At 59.9% G+C, this 24,114-nt stretch carries 20 protein-coding genes; 11 read left to right on the forward strand and 9 right to left on the reverse strand.

Features of this window, described 5'->3' with window-relative positions; genetic code table 11:
• Window positions 1-37 precede the first annotated feature (37 nt).
• On the reverse strand, window positions 38-1,888 hold the full coding sequence (locus tag VGC33_RS00980; protein WP_331118099.1) for a DUF3413 domain-containing protein: 1,851 nt from the start codon (window positions 1,886-1,888) through the stop codon (window positions 38-40).
• 395 nt (window positions 1,889-2,283) lie between these two features.
• Window positions 2,284-3,210, reverse strand: a complete 927-nt coding sequence (gene panS / locus VGC33_RS00985; protein WP_331118101.1) for a ketopantoate/pantoate/pantothenate transporter PanS — start codon at window positions 3,208-3,210, stop codon at window positions 2,284-2,286.
• 265 nt (window positions 3,211-3,475) lie between these two features.
• On the opposite strand from panS, the gene VGC33_RS00990 reads away from it, so the two are divergent.
• From VGC33_RS00990 to VGC33_RS01000, 3 genes are all read left to right on the forward strand, one after another.
• Entirely contained in the window at window positions 3,476-4,513 is a 1,038-nt protein-coding gene (locus VGC33_RS00990) for an NAD(P)H-quinone oxidoreductase (RefSeq protein WP_331118103.1), read from the forward strand.
• 114 nt (window positions 4,514-4,627) lie between these two features.
• Entirely contained in the window at window positions 4,628-5,350 is a 723-nt protein-coding gene (locus tag VGC33_RS00995; RefSeq protein ID WP_331118105.1) for a tetratricopeptide repeat protein, read from the forward strand.
• Window positions 5,351-5,525: 175 nt separating this feature from the next.
• Window positions 5,526-6,683 (forward strand): MFS transporter, encoded by a 1,158-nt coding sequence (locus VGC33_RS01000; RefSeq protein WP_331118107.1) that lies wholly within the window; start codon window positions 5,526-5,528, stop codon window positions 6,681-6,683.
• Between the two features lie 120 nt (window positions 6,684-6,803).
• Here VGC33_RS01000 and VGC33_RS01005 read toward each other — a convergent pair whose 3' ends face one another.
• On the reverse strand, window positions 6,804-7,844 hold the full coding sequence (locus tag VGC33_RS01005; RefSeq protein WP_331118109.1) for a LysR family transcriptional regulator: 1,041 nt from the start codon (window positions 7,842-7,844) through the stop codon (window positions 6,804-6,806).
• A gap of 125 nt (window positions 7,845-7,969) precedes the next feature.
• On the opposite strand from VGC33_RS01005, the gene lysA reads away from it, so the two are divergent.
• Window positions 7,970-9,232 carry a diaminopimelate decarboxylase gene (lysA, locus tag VGC33_RS01010; RefSeq protein ID WP_331118111.1) on the forward strand — a complete coding sequence of 421 codons (1,263 nt, stop codon included), beginning with the start codon at window positions 7,970-7,972 and terminating at the stop codon, window positions 9,230-9,232.
• Window positions 9,233-9,250: 18 nt separating this feature from the next.
• On the opposite strand, the gene VGC33_RS01015 is transcribed toward lysA, so the two are convergent.
• Window positions 9,251-10,069: a formate/nitrite transporter family protein gene (locus VGC33_RS01015; RefSeq protein WP_331118113.1), complete on the reverse strand. Its 819-nt coding sequence runs from the start codon at window positions 10,067-10,069 to the stop codon at window positions 9,251-9,253.
• 412 nt (window positions 10,070-10,481) lie between these two features.
• Here VGC33_RS01015 and VGC33_RS01020 point away from each other — a divergent pair, with 412 nt between their 5' ends.
• Window positions 10,482-10,946: a GNAT family N-acetyltransferase gene (locus tag VGC33_RS01020; RefSeq protein WP_331118115.1), complete on the forward strand. Its 465-nt coding sequence runs from the start codon at window positions 10,482-10,484 to the stop codon at window positions 10,944-10,946.
• 15 nt (window positions 10,947-10,961) lie between these two features.
• On the opposite strand, the gene galR is transcribed toward VGC33_RS01020, so the two are convergent.
• Window positions 10,962-11,963, reverse strand: coding sequence for an HTH-type transcriptional regulator GalR (gene galR, locus VGC33_RS01025; RefSeq protein ID WP_331118117.1), 1,002 nt, complete (start codon window positions 11,961-11,963; stop codon window positions 10,962-10,964).
• Window positions 11,964-12,456: 493 nt separating this feature from the next.
• Here galR and VGC33_RS01030 point away from each other — a divergent pair, with 493 nt between their 5' ends.
• From VGC33_RS01030 to lplT, 3 genes are read left to right on the forward strand one after another with little or no spacing between them, the layout of a single operon-like run.
• A complete protein-coding gene (locus tag VGC33_RS01030; protein WP_331118119.1) occupies window positions 12,457-13,176 on the forward strand; it encodes a GNAT family N-acetyltransferase in 720 nt (239 codons plus the stop codon).
• A 9-nt stretch (window positions 13,177-13,185) separates the two neighbouring features.
• Window positions 13,186-15,342 carry a bifunctional acyl-ACP--phospholipid O-acyltransferase/long-chain-fatty-acid--ACP ligase gene (gene aas, locus VGC33_RS01035; RefSeq protein WP_331118121.1) on the forward strand — a complete coding sequence of 719 codons (2,157 nt, stop codon included), beginning with the start codon at window positions 13,186-13,188 and terminating at the stop codon, window positions 15,340-15,342.
• The gene (gene lplT, locus VGC33_RS01040; protein ID WP_331118123.1) at window positions 15,339-16,544 is read left to right on the forward strand and encodes a lysophospholipid transporter LplT; all 1,206 of its coding nucleotides are present in this window, start codon (window positions 15,339-15,341) and stop codon (window positions 16,542-16,544) included. The genes aas and lplT overlap by 4 nt, the downstream gene beginning before the upstream one ends.
• A 100-nt stretch (window positions 16,545-16,644) precedes the next feature.
• On the opposite strand, the gene VGC33_RS01045 is transcribed toward lplT, so the two are convergent.
• From VGC33_RS01045 to mutH, 4 genes are all read right to left on the reverse strand, one after another.
• Entirely contained in the window at window positions 16,645-17,685 is a 1,041-nt protein-coding gene (locus VGC33_RS01045) for an NADP(H)-dependent aldo-keto reductase (RefSeq protein ID WP_331118125.1), read from the reverse strand.
• Window positions 17,686-17,821: 136 nt separating this feature from the next.
• A complete protein-coding gene (locus VGC33_RS01050) occupies window positions 17,822-18,040 on the reverse strand; it encodes a YgdI/YgdR family lipoprotein (RefSeq protein ID WP_331118127.1) in 219 nt (72 codons plus the stop codon).
• Between the two features lie 12 nt (window positions 18,041-18,052).
• Window positions 18,053-18,790: a TerC family protein gene (locus tag VGC33_RS01055; protein ID WP_331118214.1), complete on the reverse strand. Its 738-nt coding sequence runs from the start codon at window positions 18,788-18,790 to the stop codon at window positions 18,053-18,055.
• An 80-nt stretch (window positions 18,791-18,870) separates the two neighbouring features.
• Window positions 18,871-19,548 carry a DNA mismatch repair endonuclease MutH gene (gene mutH / locus VGC33_RS01060; protein ID WP_414636868.1) on the reverse strand — a complete coding sequence of 226 codons (678 nt, stop codon included), beginning with the start codon at window positions 19,546-19,548 and terminating at the stop codon, window positions 18,871-18,873.
• A gap of 705 nt (window positions 19,549-20,253) precedes the next feature.
• Between mutH and rppH the strand changes: the two genes are divergently transcribed.
• From rppH to lgt, 3 genes are all read left to right on the forward strand, one after another.
• Window positions 20,254-20,781 (forward strand): RNA pyrophosphohydrolase, encoded by a 528-nt coding sequence (gene rppH, locus VGC33_RS01065; RefSeq protein ID WP_331118129.1) that lies wholly within the window; start codon window positions 20,254-20,256, stop codon window positions 20,779-20,781.
• 12 nt (window positions 20,782-20,793) lie between these two features.
• On the forward strand, window positions 20,794-23,043 hold the full coding sequence (gene ptsP, locus VGC33_RS01070) for a phosphoenolpyruvate--protein phosphotransferase (protein WP_331118131.1): 2,250 nt from the start codon (window positions 20,794-20,796) through the stop codon (window positions 23,041-23,043).
• Between the two features lie 196 nt (window positions 23,044-23,239).
• The gene (gene lgt / locus VGC33_RS01075) at window positions 23,240-24,112 is read left to right on the forward strand and encodes a prolipoprotein diacylglyceryl transferase (protein ID WP_331118133.1); all 873 of its coding nucleotides are present in this window, start codon (window positions 23,240-23,242) and stop codon (window positions 24,110-24,112) included.
• Window positions 24,113-24,114: the final 2 nt, after the last annotated feature.

Raw genomic sequence — 24,114 nt, forward strand, 5'->3', positions numbered from 1 at the left:
CTTTGCCAAAACAGGATAGCCCGCAGGCGGTCCTGTTTTATTTATTAAACCGCGACATCAGCCCGATAATATTCCGCAGGCGCTCGCCCTGCAGCAAATGCTGCTTGCTGGGCTTCAGGTCCGGCGTAAAGGTTTCGAAAATCCCGCCCGGATAGACCACATCAATCTGATCGGGAGACACCACGGCATAATTATAATAACTGCCCACGATCATATCGTCGGAGTGCGGCGCGTCGGGTTGCAATAAATTACGTCCCACGCTGTAATCGCTCACCGGCGTAGTGACGCCCGCAATATGCTGCATCAGCGTCGGCACGACGTCGAAATGGCTGGTGCGCCGGTTGATATCGCCGCTTTCGCCGTCCGGCAGCTTCATAAACATCGGCACATGGATTTGCACATCGCTAAAGTTGCTGCCATGGCCCCAGTAGTTCTTTTTATGATCGTTAAATTCTTCGCCGTGGTCGGAGGTAATCACCACCAGGGTATTTTTATCCAGCCCCGCCTGCGCCAGTTTATTCAACACCTCGCCTATCAGGCTGTCGTCATAATACAGCGCGTCCCGGTAACGGTTATGGTATTCGGTCGGGTCAAAATCGTTGTTGAGCTTGATATGATCCACGCGTTCCCAATAGGGTTTGAACGGCGTCGCCGCCCCTGGCGGCAAATCATAACCGTGGGCCGCGTCATAAAACAGAAACCCGAAAAAGGGTTTTTTATCGTCCCGCTTATCAATGAACTGCTTAAAGTCATCGGTAATCTGCCGATCGCGCAGGGCGGGAGACGCTCCGCTATTGCTGATGGTCAAATCAGCAATATGGGAAAATACCGTGCGGTCAAACGGCGGATGATTAAGATCCGCCGATCCATGAATAGAAAACTGGTACCCCTCGTCGGCCAGGGTTTGCATCAGCACCGGGCGCTGGCCGCTGTTGCGCACCGATAGCCAGTAGGTGTCCGGCAGGCTGTAGAACAGACTGAATATGCCCGGTTCGGTAGCATTGCCGCCGCTGCGATGCTGATGAAAGCGCAGCGCCTGCTGGGCGAACCTGCTGACATTGGGCGTCACCTGCTCATTGGCATCGTCGTAGCGCCAGGCGTCGATCAGGATAAACAGCACGTTGGCCTGCTGCGCCGGCCTGTCATAGGCAATGGGCTGCAGGGGATAATGTAAATTCCCTTCCGGCGCCGCCTGCAGATTGTTCTCTTTATTCAGCGCCAGGGAGGGATCCACCAATCCCCAGGCGACCAGCCTCGATTTTGCCGTCAGCGGATAATAAAGCGGAAAATCATGGGTGTAGCTTGGAATTTGGGTTTTATAGTTGGCGTCATCCCAGGCATGCATACCCTGGCTGACCAGGATACTGAGCGCCAACAGGCCGTAACCGGGGGTCCTGAGCGGGCTTAACCGGCCGCGCGCGCGCGCCAGATGGTTAAACAGCAGTTGCAAGGCCAGCAGCGCCAGCCCGATGCATCCGCCCACCAGCCAGGTAAACCAGGAAAGATCGACCACGTCGCGCCCCTCGAACAGCATTTCGAGCACCACGCCGTTAAGGTGAAAGCGGTATTGGGCGAAAACCAGGGTATCGATAACCAGCAGCGCAATGGCGCAAAAGCCCAGCAGAATGCCGACGCCCCGAAACAGCCGGCCCGGCAACAGGCACAACAGGCAATTAAGCGCGAGACCCAGCAGGCAAAAAGCCCCGAACAGCGCGTATTGCGCAGTGATCAGATAGATGACAGAACGGAAATCTCCGGTGGGAATGGTGATCCATTGCCAATAACGGAAACTCACCAGCGTCAGTAAGAACGCGTTTAATAACCAGAATACCGTAGCCCATTTTACATTGGTTTTAATTGAGCTAAAGGCATTCAATCTAAGCGTCATCTTCAGTAATCCTGTATGGCAATTATGGCAGCGAGCTGAGGGCGGTGAGATTTAACACCCAAATTGTGTTTAGCCGGTTATCTATTTTGGTAAATAACTGTAACGCGCCGCTCATTATCGGCCCGTTCCCGGATTGTTTTATCGATTACATTGGCTTAAGCATAGCTGGCGGGCGGAAAATGGAAAAAACGACCGGCTCGGCCGGCAAGGGCGGCGGGGCGGACCCTGGCTATCAAGGCGCGTCGCGCCGGGGACATGGGGAGGGTAAAATGACCGCTGGTTTATTAATCGAACGACAGGCCGGGCGGCCCTGTTCACTTAAGCTTTCTGATAGGTTAATCGCCGGCGCAACGGCTGCGCCGGCCGACGTTGAACCGGGCGATATCTTCGCGCCGTTATTTTGGTTTCACGTTCTTGATCGGACGGCCGGACCAGTAGCCGGCCAGTAGCGAGCCGGACAGGTTGTGCCATACCGAAAACAGCGCGCCGGGCAGGGCGGCCAGGGGGGAGAAATATATCTTGCCCAGGGTGGCCGCCAGCCCGGAATTCTGCATGCCGACCTCCATGGCCAGCGTGCGGCAGGTGGTTTCGTCAAACCCGAACAGTTTGCCGCCCCAATAGCCGCTCAACAGACCGATGCCGTTATGCAGGATCACCGCCGCAATCACCACCAGTCCCACCGAGCCGATAAAACCCTGGCTGCCGCCGACCACCGCGCTGATAATCGCCAGGATGCAGATCATCGAGAACGCCGGTAGCCAGGGTTCCACGCGCTTGACGGCACGGGTAAACAAATGATGGATCACCAGGCCGGCAAAGATCGGGATAACCACAATCTGCAGAATGCTCAGCAGCATGCCCGCCACGTCGACCTTGATCTGCGCATCCACATACAGCCGGGTCAGCAGCGGCGTGGCGAAAACCCCCACCAGGGTGGAGACGGCGGAGATGGTCACCGACAGCGCCACGTCGCCTTTCGCCAGGTAAATCATCACGTTGGATGCCGTGCCGCTGGCGACGCTGCCCACCAGGATCATGCCCGCCGACAGGTCGGGCGGCATGTGGAACAGCTTGGCCAGCACCCAGGCGGCCAGCGGCATCACCAGATAGTGCAGAAAGGTGGCGGCGATGACCGGCGCGGGGCGGGACAGCACGCGTTTGAAATCAGCCACCCGCAGCGTGACGCCCATGGCGAACATAATCAGCATCAGCAGGATACTGACGTAGGGGCCGATGCGGGTAAACGTGGTCGGGGAATAGTAGGCGGCGATGGACAGCAAAACGGCCCACAGCGGAAACAGGCGGGTTAACTTGGCTAACATGTGAGGTGTGTCCTTATGTCTTATTTTAATAGGTAAATTATGTTGCAGGGAGCTGATGCCGCCCCCGCGCTTGCCATAGCGGCTTTATTTGTACCGTCAATCCGGATGGGTGGCAATATATTACCGTCAATAAAGCACGCGCCTGCGCCTGCATAGCACGGCTGATAGCTGAGTCGCGGCGTAAAATAGGCTAGGCTAACTAACATCGGATCGGTAATTCTCTATCCCGACCCAGGGTCAAAACTTATGTTACAGGACGCTATCCATGACTATATCCGCCGTTCCCTCCACCATGAAAGCCATCAGGATTAAACAGCCCGGCGGCCCGGAACAACTGATTGAGACCGAGCTGCCGGTGCCCCGTCCCGGGCCCGGCTATCTGCTGGTCAGGGTTGCCGCGGCGGGCGTTAATCGTCCCGACGTGTTGCAGCGCAAAGGCGCTTATCCGCCGCCCCCGGGCGCATCCGAACTGCCGGGACTTGAGTTTGCCGGCGTGGTGGTGGCGCTGGGCGACGGCGCCGGGCGCTTCGCCGTCGGTGACGAGGTGTGCGGCTTGGTGGCCGGCGGCGGTTACGCCGAATATTGCGTGGTGCATGAAACCAACGCGCTGCCGGTGCCGCGCGGCCTGTCGCTGCTGGAGGCCGCGGCGCTGCCGGAAACCTTTTTCACCGTGTGGGTCAACGTTTTCCAGCGCGGCAAGCTGAAACAGGGCGAGGTCCTGTTGGTGCACGGCGGCACCTCCGGCATCGGCACCGTGACCATCATGCTGGCGAAGGCCTTTGGCGCCACGGTGCTGACCACCGTCGGCTCCGAGGAAAAATGCGCGGCGGCGCTCAAACTGGGCGCCGATCACGCCATTAACTACCGCACCGGGGATTTTGTCGCACTGACGCAACAGCTGACGGACGGGCATGGCGCGGATGTGATTGTCGATCTGATTGCCGGCGACTATGTGGCGCGTAACTATGCGGCGGCGGCGATGGACGGCCGGATTGTGCAAATCGGCGTTCAGAACGGCCCGGCGAAAGATCTGGATCTGATGAAAATGCTGGCCAAGCGCCTGACCCATACCGGTTCGACGCTGCGCCCGCGCCCGGTGGAGGACAAGGCCGCCATCGCCGCCGATTTGCAAAAACAGGTCTGGCCGCTGCTGGCGGCGGGCAAGGTCCGGCCGCTTATCGAACGGGCTTTTCCGCTGCTGCGGGCAGCCGAGGCCCATGCGCTGATGGAGGGCGGCACCCATATCGGTAAAATCATGCTGGTGACCGAGGCCTATGCGGATTTACTGGCCGTAAATGGCTGACCGGCGCCGTATTTTCCGCTCGGCGGTGTTCAGCTTTCCTGCTTCATCTTTACTTATGGCCGCCGGCGCTTCATTATCGCGGGAGAAACCGGGCGGCAGCGATATGGGCAGGGGATGGACAGGATACTGAAAGCCGGGGCGTTCGCCCTGGGATTGTATAGCGCACTGAGCTATGCGACGCCGAAAGACGAGCAGATCAAAACCGATTGCGCGCGCCTGGACGACTATGCGCAGGCGGGCAATACGGCTTACCAGCAGGGCCATATGGCGCGCGCGGCGGATGAGTTTACCGCCCAGGCCGCCTGGAGTGAATTTTGCCGCTTGCCCACGGCGGCCATCGCCACCGCCTATAATAACGTCGCGCTGGCGCTCATCCGCGCCGGTGAGCCGTTAAAGGCGGCGGCCTGGCTTTCCCTGGCGCCGGACGACGATAAAACCCGCACCAATCTGGCGTTAATCCAGCCGGTGCTGGCCCGCCTGCGGCCCGCACTGGCCGCCACTCCGATGGGCAATTACTGGCGTTATGCCGGTAAAGGGGTATGGAGCATCGTGTCGGTACAGCCCGAGGGCGACGCGTGGAAAATCAGCTTTAACGGCTATTATATGCCGGTGATGGGAATGTATTACGGCCCGAACATGGGCGAATTTTCGGTGGTGCAGTCCCTGGACGGCGGCCATGGCGTCTATCGCCAGGACGCGCAGGCCGACGGGTCGTCCTGTCAGGTGAACATGACCTTTAGCGCCAATGCGGTTCACCTGGAGACCGTCTCGGGCGACTGCGGGTTCGGCATGAACGTGCGGGCGGACGGCGATTTCCAGCGGGTTTCGCTCTACTAGGCACGCGGTGGTCTTGGCGCCGTCCGCGCGGCGTGTTATTTTAACAATATTATAACGATCTGCCGGCACCATGATTGCGGCCTTTTTGGTCGCCACTCTTTCCCCTACCCGGTTATCCTCTTTTCGCTTAATAACCTTTCCGGCCCAAGGGCGGGATGATGTATGGGAGTCTGTTATGCCTGTTGCTCTTCTGGCCCTGGCGCTGAGCGCGTTCGCCATCGGGACGACTGAATTCGTCATTATGGGCCTGTTGCCGCAGGTGGCGGCAAGCCTGTCGGTGTCGCTGCCGGACGCCGGCCGGCTTATCAGCGGTTATGCCATCGGCGTGGCGGTGGGCGCGCCCATCATGGCGATCCTCACCGCCCGGCTGCCGCGTAAGACCTGCCTGGCGATGCTGATGGTGATATTTATTATCGGCAACGCCCTGTGCGCCTGGTCCTACGATTATGGCCTGCTGATGCTGGCCAGGGTGGTCACGGCGCTGAGCCACGGCGCCTTTTTCGGCATCGGCGCGGTGGTGGCCGCCGGGCTGGTGCCGCCGCAGCGCCGCGCGTCGGCGGTGGCGCTGATGTTTACCGGGCTGACGCTGGCCAATGTGCTGGGCGTGCCCATCGGCACCTGGCTGGGGCAGCTGTACGGCTGGCGCGCCACCTTCTGGGGCGTCTCGCTGCTTGGCATCGTGGGGTTTGTCGCCCTGGTGGCCAGCCTGCCGCCGCAGCGCGACGCGGCGCCCGCCAATCTGGCGCGGGAACTCGCCGCGCTGCGCAACGGCCGCCTGCTGCTGTCGCTGCTGATGACGGTATGTTTCGCCGCCGCCATGTTTACGCTGTTCAGCTACATTGCGCCGCTGTTGCTGCAGGTGACCGGCGTCAGCGATCGGGGCGTGAGCTGGACATTGTTTTTGATCGGCGGGGGGTTAACGCTTGGCAACCTGATTGGCGGCCGTCTGGCCGATTGGCGGCTTTCCTTCAGCCTGATGTTGAGTTTTGCCCTGATCGCGGTGTTCTCGTTGATGTTCTTCTGGACCAGCCGCGCGCTGCTGCCGGCGGAAATTACCCTGTTTTTTTGGGCGCTGGCCACCTTCAGCATTGTACCGGCACTGCAGATTAACGTGGTGACGCACGGCGAAGACGCGCCTAACCTGGTATCGACGCTGAACATCTCCGCGTTTAATATCGGCAACGCGCTTGGGGCCTGGGCCGGCGGCGAGGTGATCGCCAGCGGGATGGGCTTGGCCACGGTGCCGCTGGCCGCGGCGGCGATGGCCCTGTGCGGACTGCTGGTGTGCCTGCTGACGTTCTCCCGTTCACCCGGCAGGCCGGTGACCGCATAACCCGGCCGGCTGATCCCGCCGGGCCGGCGCCGGAATAACCCGGCCACGGCTTGATCCCGCCAGGCCGGCGCCCTTATGACCCGGCCACGCCGTCCCCGCCGGCGGATGAACGGCACCGGCTCACGACTGCGCCAGCGCGGCGTCAAGCCGGGCTGGAACGGCGGCGGCGAACTCATGCAGGTAATCGATAAAGTGGCTGACCACGGCCGAAGCCGGGCGGTGCAGCGGCCGGATCAGACTGACCGTGAACGGCACCTGGTGACTGAAGGCTCTCAACACCACGCCGCCGGCGGCATAGCTTGTCGCCATGTTGGCGGTATCGTCGCCGGCTGGGTTCGTTGCATGGCTGGCCGTCTTGTTTGCCGCGCTGGTTGTCTTGTTTGCCGCGCTGATTGTCATGTTTGCCGCATAGTCCAGCGCGGTCAGCGGATTGACGATGGCAATCCCCACCCCGGCGCGCACCATCGCGCATACCGACGCTGCGCTGTGCGTTTCCACCACCATGGCGCGCTCCACCCCCTCCCGCTCAAATAGCCGGTCCAACAACTGGCGATAGCTGTCGGTGGCCGACAGGCTGATATAAGGCTGCTGGTGAAAATCCCGCGGGGTTAATTGCGCCCGCCGGCATAGCGCATGGCCGACCGGCAGCACGCAGACCTCGTTAAGCGTCATCAGGGTCTCGCGTCCGGTACCGGCGGGAGTAAAAGTGTTTTCCGTCAGGCCGATATCGTGGCGCTGCGCGGAGAGCCACTCCTCCAGCAGCGGCGACTCCTGCGGCACCACGCTCAGGCTGACCGCAGGGTGACGCAGGAAAAAGTCCCGGCACACCAAGGGCAGCAGCGATTGGGAAAATACCGGCAGGCAGGCCACCGACAGCTGCGCCTGGCGGAACTCGCGAATGGCCTGGGCGGCGCTTAAGATGCGATCCAGCCCGTAATAAGACCGCTGTACCTCGTCAAACAGCCGCAGCCCTTCGCTGGTGGGTTTCAGCCGGCCTTTTACGCGCTCGAACAGCGCCATGCGCAGCAGATGCTCGAAGCGCGCCAGCTCACGGCTGACCGTCGGCTGCGAGGTATTGAGCAGCAACGCCGCCTCGGTAAGATTGCCGGTGGTCATTACCGCGTGAAATATATCGATATGCCGCAACGAAATCGCCGCCATAATGCTGTCCCCCAAGCCCCTGAATCCATATCATAGATGAATGGCCGTCGCTAAAATAGATATTTTATAGATAGCCGTGGTTGGAGAAATAATAGCGGCAAAGCGGTAAAACCACTGGGGACTCCATGCCACATAACCTCTACCACACCCAAAGCGCGCTTAACGCGGACAATCTGCGGCAGCTGGCCCGGCAATACGGCGGTCCGGTATGGGCCTATGAAGCCGAGGTGATTATCGAGCGTATCGGCCAGTTGCGGCGGTTCGACGTGATCCGTTTTGCCCAGAAGGCCTGCTCCAACATCCATATCCTGCGCCTGATGCGCGAACAGGGGGTGAAGGTGGATTCCGTGTCCCTGGGCGAAATCGAGCGGGCGCTGGCGGCGGGCTACCGGCCGGGGCATCAGCCGGATGATATCGTGTTTACCGCCGATGTGTTCGACGGCCCGACCCTGCGGCGGGTGGTGGAGCTGGCCATCCCGGTCAACGCCGGATCGGTGGATATGCTCGAACAGCTGGGACGATCGTCGCCAGGCCATGAGGTATGGCTGCGCATCAATCCCGGCTTCGGCCACGGCCATAGCCAGAAAACCAATACCGGCGGCGAAAACAGCAAACACGGTATCTGGTATGCCGATTTGCCGCTGGCCATCGCGCAGATCAAGCGGTATGGGTTAACGCTTGTCGGCCTGCATATGCATATCGGCTCCGGCGTGGACTATGACCATTTGCGCCAGGTTTGTGACGCGATGGTGCGGGAGGTTATCGCGTCCGGGCAGGATATCCGCGCCATCTCCGCCGGCGGCGGGCTGTCGGTGCCGTACCGGTTTGGCGAAGAGGCCATCAACACCGAACACTATTTCGGCCTGTGGGATGCCGCGCGGCGGGATATCAGCCGCCATCTCGGCCATCCGGTCACGCTGGAAATCGAGCCGGGGCGTTTCCTGGTGGCCGAATCGGGCGTGCTGGTGGCGCAGGTGCAGGCGGTCAAGGATATGGGCAGTCGCCATTTTGTGCTGGTGGACGCCGGTTTCAACGACCTGATGCGCCCGGCGATGTACGGCAGCTATCACCATATTTCGCTGATTCCGGCCGACGGCGGAGAACCGGACGACCGGCCGGAAACGGATACGGTGGTGGGCGGCCCGCTATGTGAATCGGGCGATGTGTTTACCCAATTGGCCGGCGGCGGCGTCGAGCCGCGTCGTTTGCCCGCCGCCCGGGTGGGGGATTACCTGGTATTCCATGATACCGGCGCCTACGGCGCCTCGATGTCGTCCAATTACAATACCCGTCCGCTGCTGCCTGAGGTGTTGTTCAGCCAGGGCGTCGCGCGCCAGATCCGCCGTCGCCAGACGCTCGAGGAGCTGCTGGCGCTGGAGCGCCTGTAGCGCCGGCCAAGCCGCAGATCAGGCTTTGCCGTGGTGCCCGGCCGCCGGTACTGACGCCGCCGCGCTTTCCGCCGCCAGGGGGCGGTAGGCGATGTAATAAACCAGCGCGACAAAAATGGCGCCGCCGGCGGCATTGCCCAGGAATACGCCCGGGAAATTGCCCCAGTACTGCGCCCAGGTCGCCTGTCCGGCAAAAATCGCCGCCGGGATCACGAACATATTCGCGACCACGTGCTGAAAGCCCAGATCGACAAACGCCATGATCGGGAACCAGATGCCCAATATTTTGCTGGCCACGTCCTTGCCGCTATAAGCCAGCCATACCGCCAGGCTCACCAGCCAGTTGCATCCGATGCCGGAAATAAAGGCGTGCAGGAAATCGGCGGAAATCTTGGCCTGGGCGGTAGCCACGGTTTTGGCCAGGAACGCGCCTTCGGTCAGGCCGAGCACATGGCCGAAAAACCACGCAATCAAAATACTGCCGGCAAAATTCGCCACGGTAATCCAGAACCAGTTGCGCAGCAGCGACATAAAAGAGATCTGCCGCGCCAGCCAGGCGATAGGCAGCGTCATCATATTGCCGGTCAGCAGTTCGCCGCCGGCGATAAGCGTCAGCACCAACCCCACCGGAAACACCGCCGCCCCTAAAAACACGCCGAACGATCCCCAGTCGGCGGGCAGGCTGGCGGTGACATGGATATCCAGCATGAAACCAATGGCGATATAGGCGCCGGCCAGGCAGCCGAGCACCAGTAAATAGGGGAGGGGCGCACGGCTCTTGATGGTACCCGTTTGCACAGCGATTGCTGCGACTTCTTTAGGAGAATGAAACGACATGGTGGCTTATATGTTAAAAGAAAGTGGTAGGCCGCATCATATCCCGCTCCCGGCGTTAAGCCAACGGGCGCGGCGTTAAAATAATGTTAAAAATTGAAACGCCGTCGGCGGACCCCGGCGCCGCGGGACGATAAACCAGCGCGGAGGTCCGCCACCGCCCTTTAAACGGCGTGAAAGTACGCGATCTGGCTCCGGGTTTGTTACACTCGCCTGTGCGACGACAGGCGACACGTTGCCGTCGAGCCTGCCGCCCTGCTGCGGGTTGACCAAGGGTGTCGCGCCGCGGGGTATGCTGCACGCGTGAGGGGAACAAAAGTAATGTTGCAGGAAAAAAAACAGTATCGGGAAATTGGCCGGGATTCGACGGTGTGCTCCTTGAATCGGTACCGATTTTCCAGGGTAAGCGTATCCGATGCCGATTGAGATAGCCCTGCTGGCCGACCATGCCCGGCATAAGGAACGGGTGACCGACTGGTTATGGCGCGCCTTCGGCCACGGCGCGGACCGGGGTTTCTATGCCGCCCTCGTCGACAGCAGCCTGCGCCGGGACGGACTGCCCATCACATTTATCGCCCTTGACGACGGCCGCCCGGTGGGCACCGTGGGCCTGTGGCGCTGCGATTTGCTGAGCCGGCAGGATCTGACGCCCTGGCTGGCGGCGCTGTATGTCGATGAGGCGTACCGGGGCCGGGGACTGGGACGGCAATTGCAGGATGTCGTCAAACGCTTCAGCCGCCGGGCGGGTTTTGCCAGCCTTTATTTGTACGCCACGTTCACCGGCTATTACGAACGCCACGGCTGGGACTGTATTGGCGAGGGTATCGAGCACCCGGACCTGCCGGTGCATATTTATCGATTGCGGGCGGATGCGCGGTAAACTCGCGTCCGCCATTTAAGGCGGCGGCGCCACCGAGTGACGCCTGACCAGGGTAGGGCTGAAGGTATTGGTCACCTCCGGCAGCGGGTCGCCGTTCGCCAGCGCCAAGGCCAGCTGCGCCGCCTGGGTGGCCATCGCCACCACCGGATAGCGGATGGTGGTCAGGCGCGGGCGCAGGTAACGGGAGATAAGCACATCGTCAAAGCCCACCAGCGACATCTGCTCGGGTACCTCGATGCCGTTGTCGCTTAATACCGCCATCGCGCCGGCGGCCATGGAGTCGTTGTAGCAGGCAATGGCGGTAAAATTGCGCCCGCGTCCCAACAGGCTGGTAATGGCCTGCTCGCCGCCCACTTCGTCGGGTTCGCCGTAGGCGATAAACTTCTCGTCCACCTCAATATTATGATCCTTCAACGCATCCAGGTACCCCTGCAGTCGATCGGTGCTATCGGAAATGGGATGGCTTGAACAGATGAACGCTATGCGCCGATGGCCCTGCTGGATCAAATGGCGGGTGGCAAGCCAGGCGCCGTAACGATCGTCGAGGGCCACACAGCGGCTGGCGTAGCCGGGCAAAATGCGGTTAATCAGCACCATGCCCGGAATATGGGCCATCAGGGCGCTAAGCTCTTTTTCGGGGATCATTTGCGCATGGACCACAAGCGCGGCGCAGCGATGACGGATTAATTGCTCAATGGCCTGCCGCTCCTGCTCCAGGATATGGTAGCCGTTGCCAATCAGCAAAAAATTTCCGGTACGATAGGCCACCTGCTCCACCGCCTTGACCATGGCGCCGAAAAACGGATCGGAGACGTCCGAGACGATGAGTCCCACCGTTTCCGTGGATTGCTGCGCCAGCGCCCGGGCGTTGGCGTTGGGATGGTATTGCAACTCCTCCATGGCGCCAAGCACCGCCTGGCGGGAATTGTCGCTGGCTTTTGGAGAATTATTAATAACGCGCGAGACTGTGGCGACTGATACACCCGCCAGTTTAGCTACATCCTTTATGGTGGCCATATCGCTTGCAAGCTCTCATAGGGTAATCGTTTACATTATTAAGTTTTACGGAAAATTCCCGCCGATGCAAGGCGTTGGCGCTCAGCTTTGGTGATCGGGACGTTATAAATGAAAATTAACGCGGCGGCGCAGCCTGGCCGGCGCCGTTTTAACGGCAAAGACAAGAATCAGCGCGAATGGAATCAATGATGGGTTAAATCTTACACTTGGTTTCATTTCGAGCGGTAATCTTGCGATTATGCTGTAGTGTAATCAGGCGACGGACTATAGAGTAAGTACTCCCAGAGGTATTGATTGGTGAGAAATCAACATACTCTGTATGTTGAAACCATTTCAGTTGCACCAACCTACGCGGATGCGTAGGTTTTTTTTGCCCGCGTTTTCAATCTCCATTCAAAGCCAGCCCGATTCTTCCATTTCAGGTTAAAATTTGCGAGCCACCCCCGCTATGCAGTAGTTTGAGTCACCGGCTACCCGCAGAGAAGAGAATGACATGCAACAGGCGACTTTGGTAAACGAATACGGCCAGCCTATCGGCGCCCGCGTTGCGGACTGGCAGCCCCGTCAACCGCCGCAAAAAATCATCTTGGCCGGGCGCTTTTGCCGCCTGGAGCCGTTGGCGTTAAGCCATAGCCCGGCGTTGTTCAGCGCCTGGCACAGCATTGCCGACGAGCGCGACTGGACCTATTTTTCCAACCGTCGCCCGGCAACCGCCGCCGCGTGCGATGCGTTGATTACCGCCAATGCGGCCGGCGCGGACCCGTTGCATTACGCGGTCATCGATCTGGCGACCGGCGAGGCGGCGGGTTCGGTGGCGCTGATGCGCATCGATCCGGCCAACGGCGTGCTGGAAATCGGCTGGGTTAACTGGTCGCCGCTGATGAAACGCTCCCCCTGCGGCACCGAAGCCATCAGCCTGCTGCTAAGCTATATCTTTGACACCCTGGGCTATCGGCGCTGCGAGTGGAAATGCCACAGCCTGAACCTGCCGTCCAACCAGGCGGCCCGCCGGTTGGGTTTTCAGTATGAAGGCACCTTCCGCCAGGCGGTGGTGTCCAAAGGGCATAATCGCGACACCTGCTGGTATTCCATTATCGATGGCGAATGGCCCGCTGTCGGCCGGGCGCTGCGAGCCTGGCTGGATAGCGATAATTTCAGCGCCGCGGGCAGGCAAATACGGCCGCTGGCGGACTTCAGATCCGCAAAACTATAAGGAGATGGTATGCTTTTTTCCCTCTTGCGCCGACTGTTCCGGCTGCTTTACCGGGTGGAACTGGTGGGTGATACGCGGGTATTGCAGCAGCAGAAGATCATGATTACCCCCAATCATGTCTCGTTTATGGACGGTATCCTGCTGGCGCTGTTTTTGCCGGTGAAACCGGTATTCGCCATTTACTCCACTATTACCGACGTATGGTACATGCGCGTGGTAAAACGCTATGTGGATATTTTGCCGCTCGATCCCACCAAGCCGCTGAGCATTAAGCAGCTTATCCGCTATGTCGGCGGCGGCCGGCCGATCGTCGTCTTTCCGGAGGGGCGGATTTCAGTCACCGGGTCGCTGATGAAAATCTATGACGGCGCGGCGTTCGTGGCGTCCCGCTCGGGCGCCACGGTGGTGCCGATATGGCTTGACGGGCCCGAGCTGACGCCGTTCAGCCGCATGGGCGGTATTATCAAGCGCCACTGGTTTCCCAAAATCACCATCCACATCCAGGCCCCGGTTTCCCTGCCGATGCCCGACGCGCCCAGGGCGCGCGACAGACGTCGCCTGGCCGGCGAGAAGCTGCACCGCATCATGATGGAGGCGCGCATGGCCTCACGGCCCCGGCAGACCCTGTACCAGGCGCTGCTGTCGGCGGCGCGGCGCTATGGCGCCGGCAAGCCCTGTATCGAGGATATCGCCTTCAGCCCGGACAGCTATCGCGGGTTATTGAAAAAAATCTTCGGCGTCAGCCGGATCCTGGCGCGCCTTACCGCCCGCGGCGAGCACGTCGGCCTGCTGTTGCCCAACGCCACCATTACCGCCGCCGCCATCCTCGGCGCCGGACTGCGCGGCCGTATTCCGGCGATGCTGAACTATACCTCCGGCGCCAACGGTATCAATAACGCGCTTAAAGCCGCCGCCATCAACACTATCGTCAGTTCCCGCCAGTTCCTGGATAAAGCCAAGCTGACCGACCTGCCGGAACAGGTGACCGGTGCGCGCTGGGTCTATCTGGAAGATGTGAAAGACACCGTGACCCTGAGGGACAAGCTGTGGATCCTCGGGCATTTACTGTTCCCGGCCCGTGCCGAAGTGGCGCAGTTGCCCGGCGACAGCGCGCTGGTGCTGTTTACCTCCGGGTCGGAGGGTACGCCGAAAGGGGTAGTGCACTCCCATGACGCCATCCTGGCCAATATTGAGCAAATTCGCTCGGTGGCCGACTTCACCCCGCGCGACAAATTTATGTCGGCGCTGCCGCTGTTCCATGCGTTCGGCCTCACCGTCGGTTTATTGACGCCGTTGCTGACCGGGGCGCGGGTGCTGCTTTATCCCAGTCCGCTGCATTACCGGATTATTCCCGAGCTGGTCTACGACCGGAACTGCACGGTGCTGTTCGGCACCTCGACCTTCCTGGGGCAATATGGCCGCCTGGCCCACCAGTATGACTTTGCCCGGGTGCGCTATGTGGTCGCCGGCGCGGAAAAACTGTCGGAAAATACCCGGCTGATGTGGCAGGATAAGTTCGGCATCCGCATCCTCGAGGGTTATGGCGTAACGGAGTGCGCGCCGGTGGTGGCCATCAATGTGCCCATGGCGGCGAAACCCCATACCGTCGGGCAGATCCTGCCGGGCATGCAGGCGCGGATCATCGCGGTGCCGGGCATCAGCGAAGGGGGGCGGCTACAGCTGCGCGGCCCCAATATCATGCGCGGCTACCTGCGGGTGGAGCATCCCGGCGTGCTGGAATCGCCGGCGGCCGACAACGCACAGGGCGTGCGGGAAGAAGGCTGGTACGACACCGGCGATATCGTCACCCTGGACGCCCAGGGGTTCTGCGCCATTCAGGGCCGGGTAAAACGTTTTGCCAAACTGGCCGGCGAAATGGTGTCGCTGGAAAGCGTCGAGCAACTGGCGTTGAAAGCCTCGCCGGACGCCCGGCACGGCGCCTGCGCCAAAAGCGACAAGACCAAAGGCGAGGGGCTGGTGCTGTTTACCACCGATGCCGGACTTACGCGGGAGAAACTGTCGCAACAGGCGCGTCAGGACGGCATTGCCGAAATCTACGTGCCGCGTGATATCCGGCACATCGACGCGCTGCCGCTGCTGGGCAGCGGCAAGCCCGATTTTGTCGCATTGAAAAAAATGGCGGAAGCCACGGAGCCACAAGGATGAACCCATCCGCAATGAATTCATCCGGCGTACTATCCCGGCCGATGCTGGCGGTCATGTCCGCGCAGTTTTTTTCCGCGTTCGGCGACAATGCGCTGCTGTTCGCCACCATTGCGCTGATCAAAGAACAGCAGTACCCGGCGTGGAGCCAGCCGGTGCTGCAAATGCTGTTCGTCGCCGCGTATATTGTGCTGGCGCCCTTTGTCGGCCAGTTCGCCGATAATTTTGCCAAGGGCCGGGTGATGATGGTGGCAAACGCGCTCAAGCTTGCCGGCGCGCTGGTTATCTGTTTTGGTTTCAATCCCTTTGTCGGCTATTGCCTGGTGGGCATTGGCGCGGCGGCCTACTCGCCGGCCAAATACGGCATCCTGGGCGAACTGACCCAGGGCGGGCAACTGGTCAAGGCCAACGGCCTGATGGAAGCCTCGACCATTGCCGCCATCCTGACCGGTTCCGTGGCCGGCGGAATATTGGCCGACTGGCATCTGATCACGGCGCTGGCGGTCTGCGCGCTGACCTATGGCGTGGCGGTGGCGGCGAATCTGTTTATACCGCGCCTGCCGCCGGCGCGTCAGGACGCTTCCTGGCATCCGGCGCGCATGGTGGGCCATTTCAGCCGCGCCTGCCGCCTGCTCTGGCGCGACGGTTATACCCGCTTTTCGCTGATCGGCACCAGCCTGTTCTGGGGCGCCGGGGTGACCCTGCGTTTTCTGCTGGTGCTCTGGGTGCCGGTGGCGCTGGGCATTAACGATAACGCCACGCCGACCACCCTCAACGCCATGGTGGCGGTGGGCATCGTGTTCGGCGCCGGGGCCGCGGCCAGGCTGGTCACGCTTGAGACGGTGCGGCGCTGTATGCCGGCGGGCATCCTGATGGGCGTGGTGGTGGTGGCGCTTTGCCTGCAGCATCATTTATTGCCGTCGTATCTGCTGCTGGCGCTGATCGGCATCCTGGGCGGCTTTTTTATCGTGCCGTTAAATGCGCTGCTGCAACAGCGCGGTAAGGAAAGCGTGGGCGCGGGCAATGCCATTGCGGTGCAGAATTTCGGCGAAAATATCGCCATGCTGGCGATGCTGGGATTGTATTCGCTGGTGGTCAGGCTGAGCGTGCCGGCGGTCATTATCGGCGTGGGTTTCGGCGTGGTGTTCGCCCTGGCGATCGGCCTGCTATGGCTGACCACGCGCAATGGCAAAACCCTGCGCTGAATGGATTACCGGACCCGCGAACCGATCGCCCCAAGCGGTTTGGGCGGCTCATTCGGGATCCGGCGGCGGGGGCCGGACCCGGATGCGCGACGGCGTATATTCAGGGCGCCGGGATGGTAAAGCGCTGATGGATTTGTTCCAGTTCGCCGATAATCTCGTCGTCCAGGATCAGATCAAGGCTATCCAGGTTGGTCTGCAATTGCGCAAGCGACGTGGCCCCAAGCAGGGTGGAGGCCACAAAAGGCTGCCGGCGCACAAACGCCAGCGCCATCTGGGCGGGATCCAGGCCGTAACGCTGCGCCAGCGCCACGTATTCGGCAATCGCCTGCTGGGTATGGGGCGCGCTGTAGCGGGTAAAGCGGCTAAACAACGTATTGCGCGCGCCCGCCGGTTTGGCGCCGTTGAGGTATTTGCCGGTCAGCGTGCCGAACGCCAGGCTGGAATAGGCCAGCAGTTCCAGCCCTTCAAACTGGCTGATTTCCGCCATGCCCACTTCAAAACTGCGGTTCAGCAGACTGTAGGGGTTCTGCACCGTCACGATGCGCGGCAGGTCGTGTTTTTCCGCCAGGTGAAGATAACGCATGGCGCCCCAGGGCGTCTCGTTGGAGATGCCGAGATAGCGGATTTTTCCCGCCCGCACCTGCTCGGTCAGCGCTTCCAGCGTTTCAAGTATCGTCACCGCCAGCTTTTCATCGGTGTACTGATAATTCAGCTTGCCGAAGCAATTGGTGGCGCGCTGCGGCCAGTGAACCTGGTAGAGGTCGAGATAATCGGTGTTGAGACGCCGCAGGCTGGCGTCCAGCGCCATGCGGATATTCTTGCGATCCAGTATTTGCTGTGGACGGATGCCGGCATCGTTGCCGCGCGAAGGACCGGCGACCTTGCTGGCCAGGATGATTTTTTCCCGCTGGCCGCGCCGCTTGAGCCAATTGCCGATATAGGTTTCCGTTAGCCCCTGGGTTTCGGGGCGCGGCGGCACCGGATACATTTCAGCCGTGTCGATAAGATTCACCCCGGCGGCAACGGCAAGGTCCAGCTGCGCATGGGCATCGGCCTGCGTATTTTGCTCGCCAAAGGTCATGGTGCCCAATCCCAGGACGCTGACTTCAAGTGAACTATGGGGAATACGGTGATAACGCATTGAGGCTCGTTCCTTAATGTCTGAAAAGATCAGGCGTCAACAGGCGCCGCCCGATCAGACTATAACCAAGCCAGGCCGCGGGGAAAAGCGCAAAATGGGCGGGCGGGGAGGTTTAACCGGCAATTGCGCCGAATACTCAGCGCGCGATCATCTGCGATACTTCATTACCGTTGATCTGCATGTCGTTGCCCCGCTCGTCGGTATAACGAATCAGGCCGGTACTCTTATCCAATTCGGGCTTGCCCTGGGTCAAAATCATCCGGCCGTCCTTGGTCGCCATCACATAATCGCTGGCGCAGCCCGACAGCAAGACGGCGCATAACACCGCCGATACGATTGCCACATATTTTTTCATGTTATATCCATGTTAAGCACTGGGTCCATTACGGCGGGCGCGGCTGACTTTCTTATTCCTGAGCAGGTTCAACGCCTCGACTCCCATAGAGAAAAACATCGCAAAATAAATGTAGCCTTTAGCCACATGAACATCAACGCTTTCAAGTATCAAAGTGAAACCGATTAAAATCAGGAACGCCAGCGCCAGCATCTTGACCGAAGGATGGCGAGCGACAAACTCGCCAATCGGCCGCGCGGCGAACATCATGACGCCGACGGAAATCACCACCGCCGCCATCATGATAAACAGATGATTGGACAGGCCGACGGCGGTAATGACCGAATCCAGGCTGAAGATGATATCCAGCAGCATGATTTGCGTGATGGCGCCGAGAAACGAGCTGACATTTGTGTTTTGATCGGTTTCGCCGCCTTCAAGGGCCTGGTGGATTTCCCGGCTTGATTTCCAGATGAGGAACAATCCCCCCAGCAGTAAAATCAGATCGCGAACCGACACCTCGGTTGCGAAAACGGTAAACAAGGGGTATGTCAGGCGGATTACCCAGGAAATGGACGCCAGCAGGCAAAGCCGCATGACCATGGCGCCAAACAGGCCCAGACGGCGGGCTTTGGCCTGCTGCGCCGCGGGCAGCTTGGCGACCACCAGGGAGAGAAAAATAATATTATCAATGCCAAGGACGATTTCCAGAATAGTCAGTGTGCCCAGAGCCAGCCACGCGTCGGGATCCACGATCCAATCAAACATTATGATCCATTACCTAATTGTAAACGAAACTTAAACGAATATTATAAACAGGTGCAGAGGGCGGCAGGCAAGGAAAAATACATTTACACCAGGAAATGTCGGGCCAGCATCGGTCCGGTAAAGGTTTTTTTCAGGTAAAACCCCCGCGGCAGGGTCATGATTGGCTGGCCGAATTCGCCGGTGGCCTTGGTCAGCGCCCGGCTGTTGGCCGCCTTCGGCCTCAGTTGCAGCACCTCGCCATGGCGCGCGGTAATATGTTCCACCCGCCCCAGCACGATAAGGTCCATTAATTCTTCCCAGTCGTTTTGCAACAGCAGTTCTTCCTCGGCGCTGGGACTCCATAACAGCGGCGTTCCGACGCGCCGCCGGGTCAGCGGAATCTCGCGCGCGCCTTCCACCGGTATCCACAAGACCCGGGCCAGCTTATACCGCACATGGCTGGTTTCCCAGGTCACGCCGCTGTTGCCGGTCAGCGGCGCGACGCAGACAAAGGTGGTTTCCAATGGGCGGCCAAGGCTGTCGACCGGGATGGTTTTCAGCTCCACCCCGATGGCGGCAAAATCCTGCTCCGGCTTGCTGCCCGCGCTGGCGCCCAGGTAGCGCTCCAGCAACACGCCGATCCACCCCTTATCGCGCTTCAGATCGGCCGGCGCCACCAGGCCGGCATGCGCCGCCAGCTCACCCAGATTATAGCCCGCCAGGGCGTTGGCGCGCGCCAACAGCTCGGTTTCATCGCCCGGTGGGGGAATGGGTGTGGTGATGATGGGGAGGGTCGTAAACACGTGTCCGCCTGCTGTATAAAAACTAACCGGTCGTCAGGGTCGCCCGACCCTGGCGGCATAATTAATTGTCATCTAAAAATAATAGCATGATTTCACACCCTTTTTTAAGCCGCGTGGTTTTTTCGCCGCCGAAACGCGCGAGGTTGTGCACCTGAAGCGGCCGACAATGAACAGGATCTTACACCATGTTATCCACAGATCCATGGGATAAACCTAATAAACTGCCAGTACTGTCACTATTTACAGCCTTGACGCTGCTTTTTTTTGCTGGTTTGTACATAAATCGCCGAGCTTAACAGCATAAATTGTGGATAAAACCATCATCGCCTGTTTTTTGACCTTAAGGTTGCCGATGGCGCGCGAAGCGGATCCCACTCGATCGTGTCAAGCCGCGGATCCGCTAATATGCCTCTGAAAATCCTTGTTTTTTTTTGACATCGGATTTTTTCCGCCAACGGACGGCGAAAAGTTTTCCCCGTTTAATCCGGTGTTCTGCACATACCTATCCACAGAAAAAGTGAATAAAACCACCGCCTGTTTGCCGCGGCTGTTGATAACAATGCCGCATCCGGACGCCTTGCTCCTCCCCTGAAGTCGGACATTCCTCAAAAGCAGTGGTTTACCCTATTGAGCGAGTGTGAAACAATCAGCTATCTTTGCATTTTATGTAATCGAGGTAGTCCGGTGATCGATGATGATGGCTACCGCCCGAATGTTGGTATTGTGATCTGTAATCGTGATGGGCAGGTGGTATGGGCCAGGAGATATGGACAGCACTCATGGCAGTTTCCCCAGGGCGGCATTAATCCTGGCGAAACCGCCGAACAGGCTATGTACCGCGAACTGTACGAAGAGGTCGGACTGAGCCGTAAAGATGTGCGTATACTGGCCTCCACCCGCAACTGGCTGCGCTACAAGCTGCCAAAGCGTCTGGTACGCTGGGACACCAAACCGGTCTGTATCGGCCAGAAACAAAAATGGTTTCTGTTACAGCTCATGTGCCCGGATGCCGATATCAATATGCAGTGCGGGGGCACCCCTGAGTTCGACGGCTGGCGTTGGGTCAGTTTCTGGTACCCGGTGCGCCAGGTTGTTTCCTTTAAGCGGGACGTTTACCGCCGGGTAATGAAAGAATTTTCCACTATTGTCATGCCGTTGCAGGAAAGCGCAGTGCAGCGGCCTCTCCCAGGCTATAAACGGAAGAGGGGTTAAGCTACGCAGAATATGCTCACGCGATTGCGGGAAATCGTTGAAAAGGTCGCCGCCGCGCCGCGCCTGTCGGATACGCTGGAAATTCTGGTTAATGAAACCTGCCTGGCGATGGATACCGAAGTCTGTTCGGTTTATCTGGCCGATAACGATCGTCGCTGTTATTACCTGATGGCTACGCGTGGTTTGCAAAAACCGCGCGGGCGCACCATTACGCTTGCCTTCGATCAGGGGATCGTCGGGCTGGTGGGCCGCCTGGCGGAGCCCATCAATCTGGCCGACGCCCATAACCACCCCAGCTTTCAGTATATCCCGGCGGTAAAAGAGGAGCGTTTCCGCTCCTTCCTCGGTGTGCCCATTATCCACCGCCGCCAGTTGCTGGGCGTATTGGTGGTGCAGCAGCGCGAACATCGCCAGTTCGATGAAAGCGAAGAATCCTTTATGGTGACGCTGGCCACGCAAATGGCCGGCATCCTTTCCCAGTCGCAGCTCAACGCGCTGTTCGGCCAGTATCGCCAGACGCGGATCCGCGCCCTGGCCGCGGCCCCCGGCGTGGCGATTGCCCAGGGGTGGGTGGACAGCAGCCAGCCTTCGCTCGATCAGGTGTTCCAAGCCTCGTCGCTTGACAGCGCGCGCGAGCGCGAGCGCCTGACCTTCGCCCTCGGCGAGGCGGCGGCGGAATTCCGCCGTTTCAGCAAGCGTTTCACCGCCAATGCGCAAAAAGACAGCGCCGCTATTTTTGATCTCTACTCCCATTTGCTTAACGACGCCCGTCTAAAGCGTGAACTGTTCGCGCAAATCGATGCCGGCGCCATGGCCGAATGGGCGGTAAAGCAGGTCATCGAGCTGTTCGCCGAACAGTTCGGCCAGCTTAATGACGGCTATATGCGCGAGCGCGCCGGGGATTTACGCGCCCTTGGACAGCGGCTGCTGTTTCATCTTGATGATAATGTCCAGGGCGAGACCCCCTGGCCGTCGCGCTTTATCCTGGTGGCCGATGAGCTGAGCGCCACGCTGCTGGCCGAAATGCCGCAGGACAAAATGGTGGGCGTGGTGGTCAGGGACGGCGCCGCCAATTCCCATGCCGCCATCCTGGTGCGGGCCATGGGGATCCCGACCGTTATGGGCGCCGATATCCAGCCGGCGCTGCTAAATCAGCGGCTGCTGGTGGTGGACGGCTATCGCGGCGAGCTGCTGGTGGACCCCGAACCGGTGCTGGTGCAAGAGTACCAGCGCTTGATAAGCGAGGAGAAACAGCTCAGCCGCCTGGCGGAAGACGACGTGGAACAGCCGGCGACCATGAAGGGCGGCGAGCGTATTCAGGTGATGCTTAACGCCGGACTCAGCCCCGGGCATGAACAGCGGCTGGGCAATCGGGTGGACGGCGTCGGCCTGTATCGCACCGAAATTCCGTTTATGCTGCAAAGCGGGTTTCCCTCCGAGGATGAGCAGGTGGCGCAATACCAGGGCATGCTGCAACTGTTCCCGGCGAAATCGGTTACGCTGCGCACCCTGGACGTCGGCTCCGATAAGCAACTGCCCTATATGGCGCCGCTCAATGAGGAAAACCCTTGCCTGGGCTGGCGCGGGATCCGTATTACGCTCGATCAGCCGGAAATTTTCCTGATCCAGGTGCGCGCCATGCTGCGGGCCAACGCGGCCACCGGTAATCTCAGCATCCTGTTGCCGATGATTACCAGCGTCGATGAAATCGACGAAGCGCGGCGCCTTATCGACCGCGCCGGACGGGAAGTGGAAGAGATGCTGGGCTATGCCCTGCCGCCGCTGCGCATCGGCGTGATGATTGAAGTGCCCGCAATGGTGTTTATGCTGCCGCTGCTTATCAACCGGGTGGATTTTGTCTCGGTGGGCAGTAACGATCTGACTCAATACCTGCTGGCGGTGGACCGCAACAATACCCGGGTGGCGGCCATGTACGATAGCCTGCACCCGGCCATGCTGCAGGTGCTGGCGAAAATCGTCACCGAGTGCCGTCTGCTGGGACTCGATTGCAGCCTGTGCGGCGAAATGGCCGGCGACCCCATGGGCGCCCTGCTGTTGACCGGCATGGGCTATCGCACCCTGAGCATGAACGGACGCAGCGTTGCCCGCATAAAGTATCTGCTGCGCAATGTGGAGCTGGGCGATGCCGTCACCCTGGTGGAACGCGTGCTCACCGCGCAAAATGCCATTGATGTGCGTCACCAGGTGGCGGCGTTCCTGGAGCGCCGCGGGCTGGGCGGCCTTATCCGCGGCGGCCGGTAAGGCGGCGGGAAGGATGGCCTTGGATTAAAAACGCGTAAATTTACCCTGGCTCCGCCGCGAATAATAGAGCGCTATGTTATGCTATGCCGCCCTCGGGCGAACCAAGCGCATCGCGAGCCAACGTTTGGTTCGCAACCGTATGGCCTGCCGCCCCGTCGTGCCGACGTGGTGAAAATGACATATATCGTGGTGATGAATGACAATGAATTATCTGGCCTTCCCTCAGTTTGATCCGGTGATTTTCTCCATTGGACCGGTGTCGCTCCATTGGTACGGCCTGATGTACCTGGTCGGTTTTGTCTTTGCCATGTGGCTTGCGGTGCGCCGCGCCAACCGGCCCGGTAGCGGCTGGACCAAGGACGAGGTGGAGAACCTGCTGTACGCCGGGTTCCTGGGCGTGTTCCTGGGCGGACGCATCGGCTATGTGCTGTTCTATAACCTGCCGCAGTTTCTCGATAATCCGCTGTATTTGTTTAAAGTATGGGACGGCGGCATGTCGTTCCACGGTGGCCTGATCGGCGTCATTATCGTGATGTTTTGGTTTGCCCACCGCACCAAACGGCATTTTTTCCAGGTGGCGGATTTTATTGCCCCGATGATCCCCTTCGGCCTCGGCGCCGGCCGTCTGGGCAACTTTATCAACGGCGAGCTTTGGGGACGCGTCACGACGGATACCCCGTGGGCGATGCTGTTTCCCAGCTCGCGCGGCGAGGATCTGGCCCTGTTGCCGTCGCATCCGCAATGGCAGGCGTTGTTTAATCAGTATGGCGTGTTGCCCCGCCATCCCTCACAGATCTATGAGCTGCTGCTTGAAGGCGTGGTGCTGTTTATCATCCTGAATCTGTTTATCCGCAAGCCGCGCCCGTTGGGCAGCGTTTCCGGCCTGTTCCTGATGGGATACGGCGCGTTTCGCATCATCGTGGAGTTTTTCCGCCAGCCCGACGCGCAGCTCGGTTTATTCGACGATGCCATCAGCATGGGGCAAATCCTGTCGTTGCCGATGATTATCGCCGGCCTGATTATGTTTATCTGGGCGTATCGCCGCCGCCCGCAGCAACAACTGTCCTGAGG

It is taken from the genome of Acerihabitans sp., from assembly GCF_036398755.1.
Lineage (GTDB): Bacteria > Pseudomonadota > Gammaproteobacteria > Enterobacterales > Enterobacteriaceae > Acerihabitans.

Bases quoted from the DNA above. Each gene is read 5' to 3' on its own strand.
- lgt (WP_331118133.1), top strand. From the start codon at position 23,240: ATGACAATGAATTATCTGGCCTTCCCTCAGTTTGATCCGGTGATTTTC.
- VGC33_RS01050 (WP_331118127.1), bottom strand. From the start codon at position 18,040: ATGAAAAAATATGTGGCAATCGTATCGGCGGTGTTATGCGCCGTCTTG.
- VGC33_RS00990 (WP_331118103.1), top strand. From the start codon at position 3,476: ATGACTATATCCGCCGTTCCCTCCACCATGAAAGCCATCAGGATTAAA.
- galR (WP_331118117.1), bottom strand. From the start codon at position 11,963: ATGGCCACCATAAAGGATGTAGCTAAACTGGCGGGTGTATCAGTCGCC.
- VGC33_RS01015 (WP_331118113.1), bottom strand. From the start codon at position 10,069: ATGTCGTTTCATTCTCCTAAAGAAGTCGCAGCAATCGCTGTGCAAACG.
- VGC33_RS01020 (WP_331118115.1), top strand. From the start codon at position 10,482: ATGCCGATTGAGATAGCCCTGCTGGCCGACCATGCCCGGCATAAGGAA.
- VGC33_RS00995 (WP_331118105.1), top strand. From the start codon at position 4,628: ATGGACAGGATACTGAAAGCCGGGGCGTTCGCCCTGGGATTGTATAGC.
- lysA (WP_331118111.1), top strand. From the start codon at position 7,970: ATGCCACATAACCTCTACCACACCCAAAGCGCGCTTAACGCGGACAAT.
- aas (WP_331118121.1), top strand. From the start codon at position 13,186: ATGCTTTTTTCCCTCTTGCGCCGACTGTTCCGGCTGCTTTACCGGGTG.
- VGC33_RS00980 (WP_331118099.1), bottom strand. From the start codon at position 1,888: ATGACGCTTAGATTGAATGCCTTTAGCTCAATTAAAACCAATGTAAAA.
- lplT (WP_331118123.1), top strand. From the start codon at position 15,339: ATGAACCCATCCGCAATGAATTCATCCGGCGTACTATCCCGGCCGATG.
- VGC33_RS01000 (WP_331118107.1), top strand. From the start codon at position 5,526: ATGCCTGTTGCTCTTCTGGCCCTGGCGCTGAGCGCGTTCGCCATCGGG.
- VGC33_RS01005 (WP_331118109.1), bottom strand. From the start codon at position 7,844: ATGGCGGCGATTTCGTTGCGGCATATCGATATATTTCACGCGGTAATG.
- VGC33_RS01030 (WP_331118119.1), top strand. From the start codon at position 12,457: ATGCAACAGGCGACTTTGGTAAACGAATACGGCCAGCCTATCGGCGCC.
- ptsP (WP_331118131.1), top strand. From the start codon at position 20,794: ATGCTCACGCGATTGCGGGAAATCGTTGAAAAGGTCGCCGCCGCGCCG.
- VGC33_RS01045 (WP_331118125.1), bottom strand. From the start codon at position 17,685: ATGCGTTATCACCGTATTCCCCATAGTTCACTTGAAGTCAGCGTCCTG.
- panS (WP_331118101.1), bottom strand. From the start codon at position 3,210: ATGTTAGCCAAGTTAACCCGCCTGTTTCCGCTGTGGGCCGTTTTGCTG.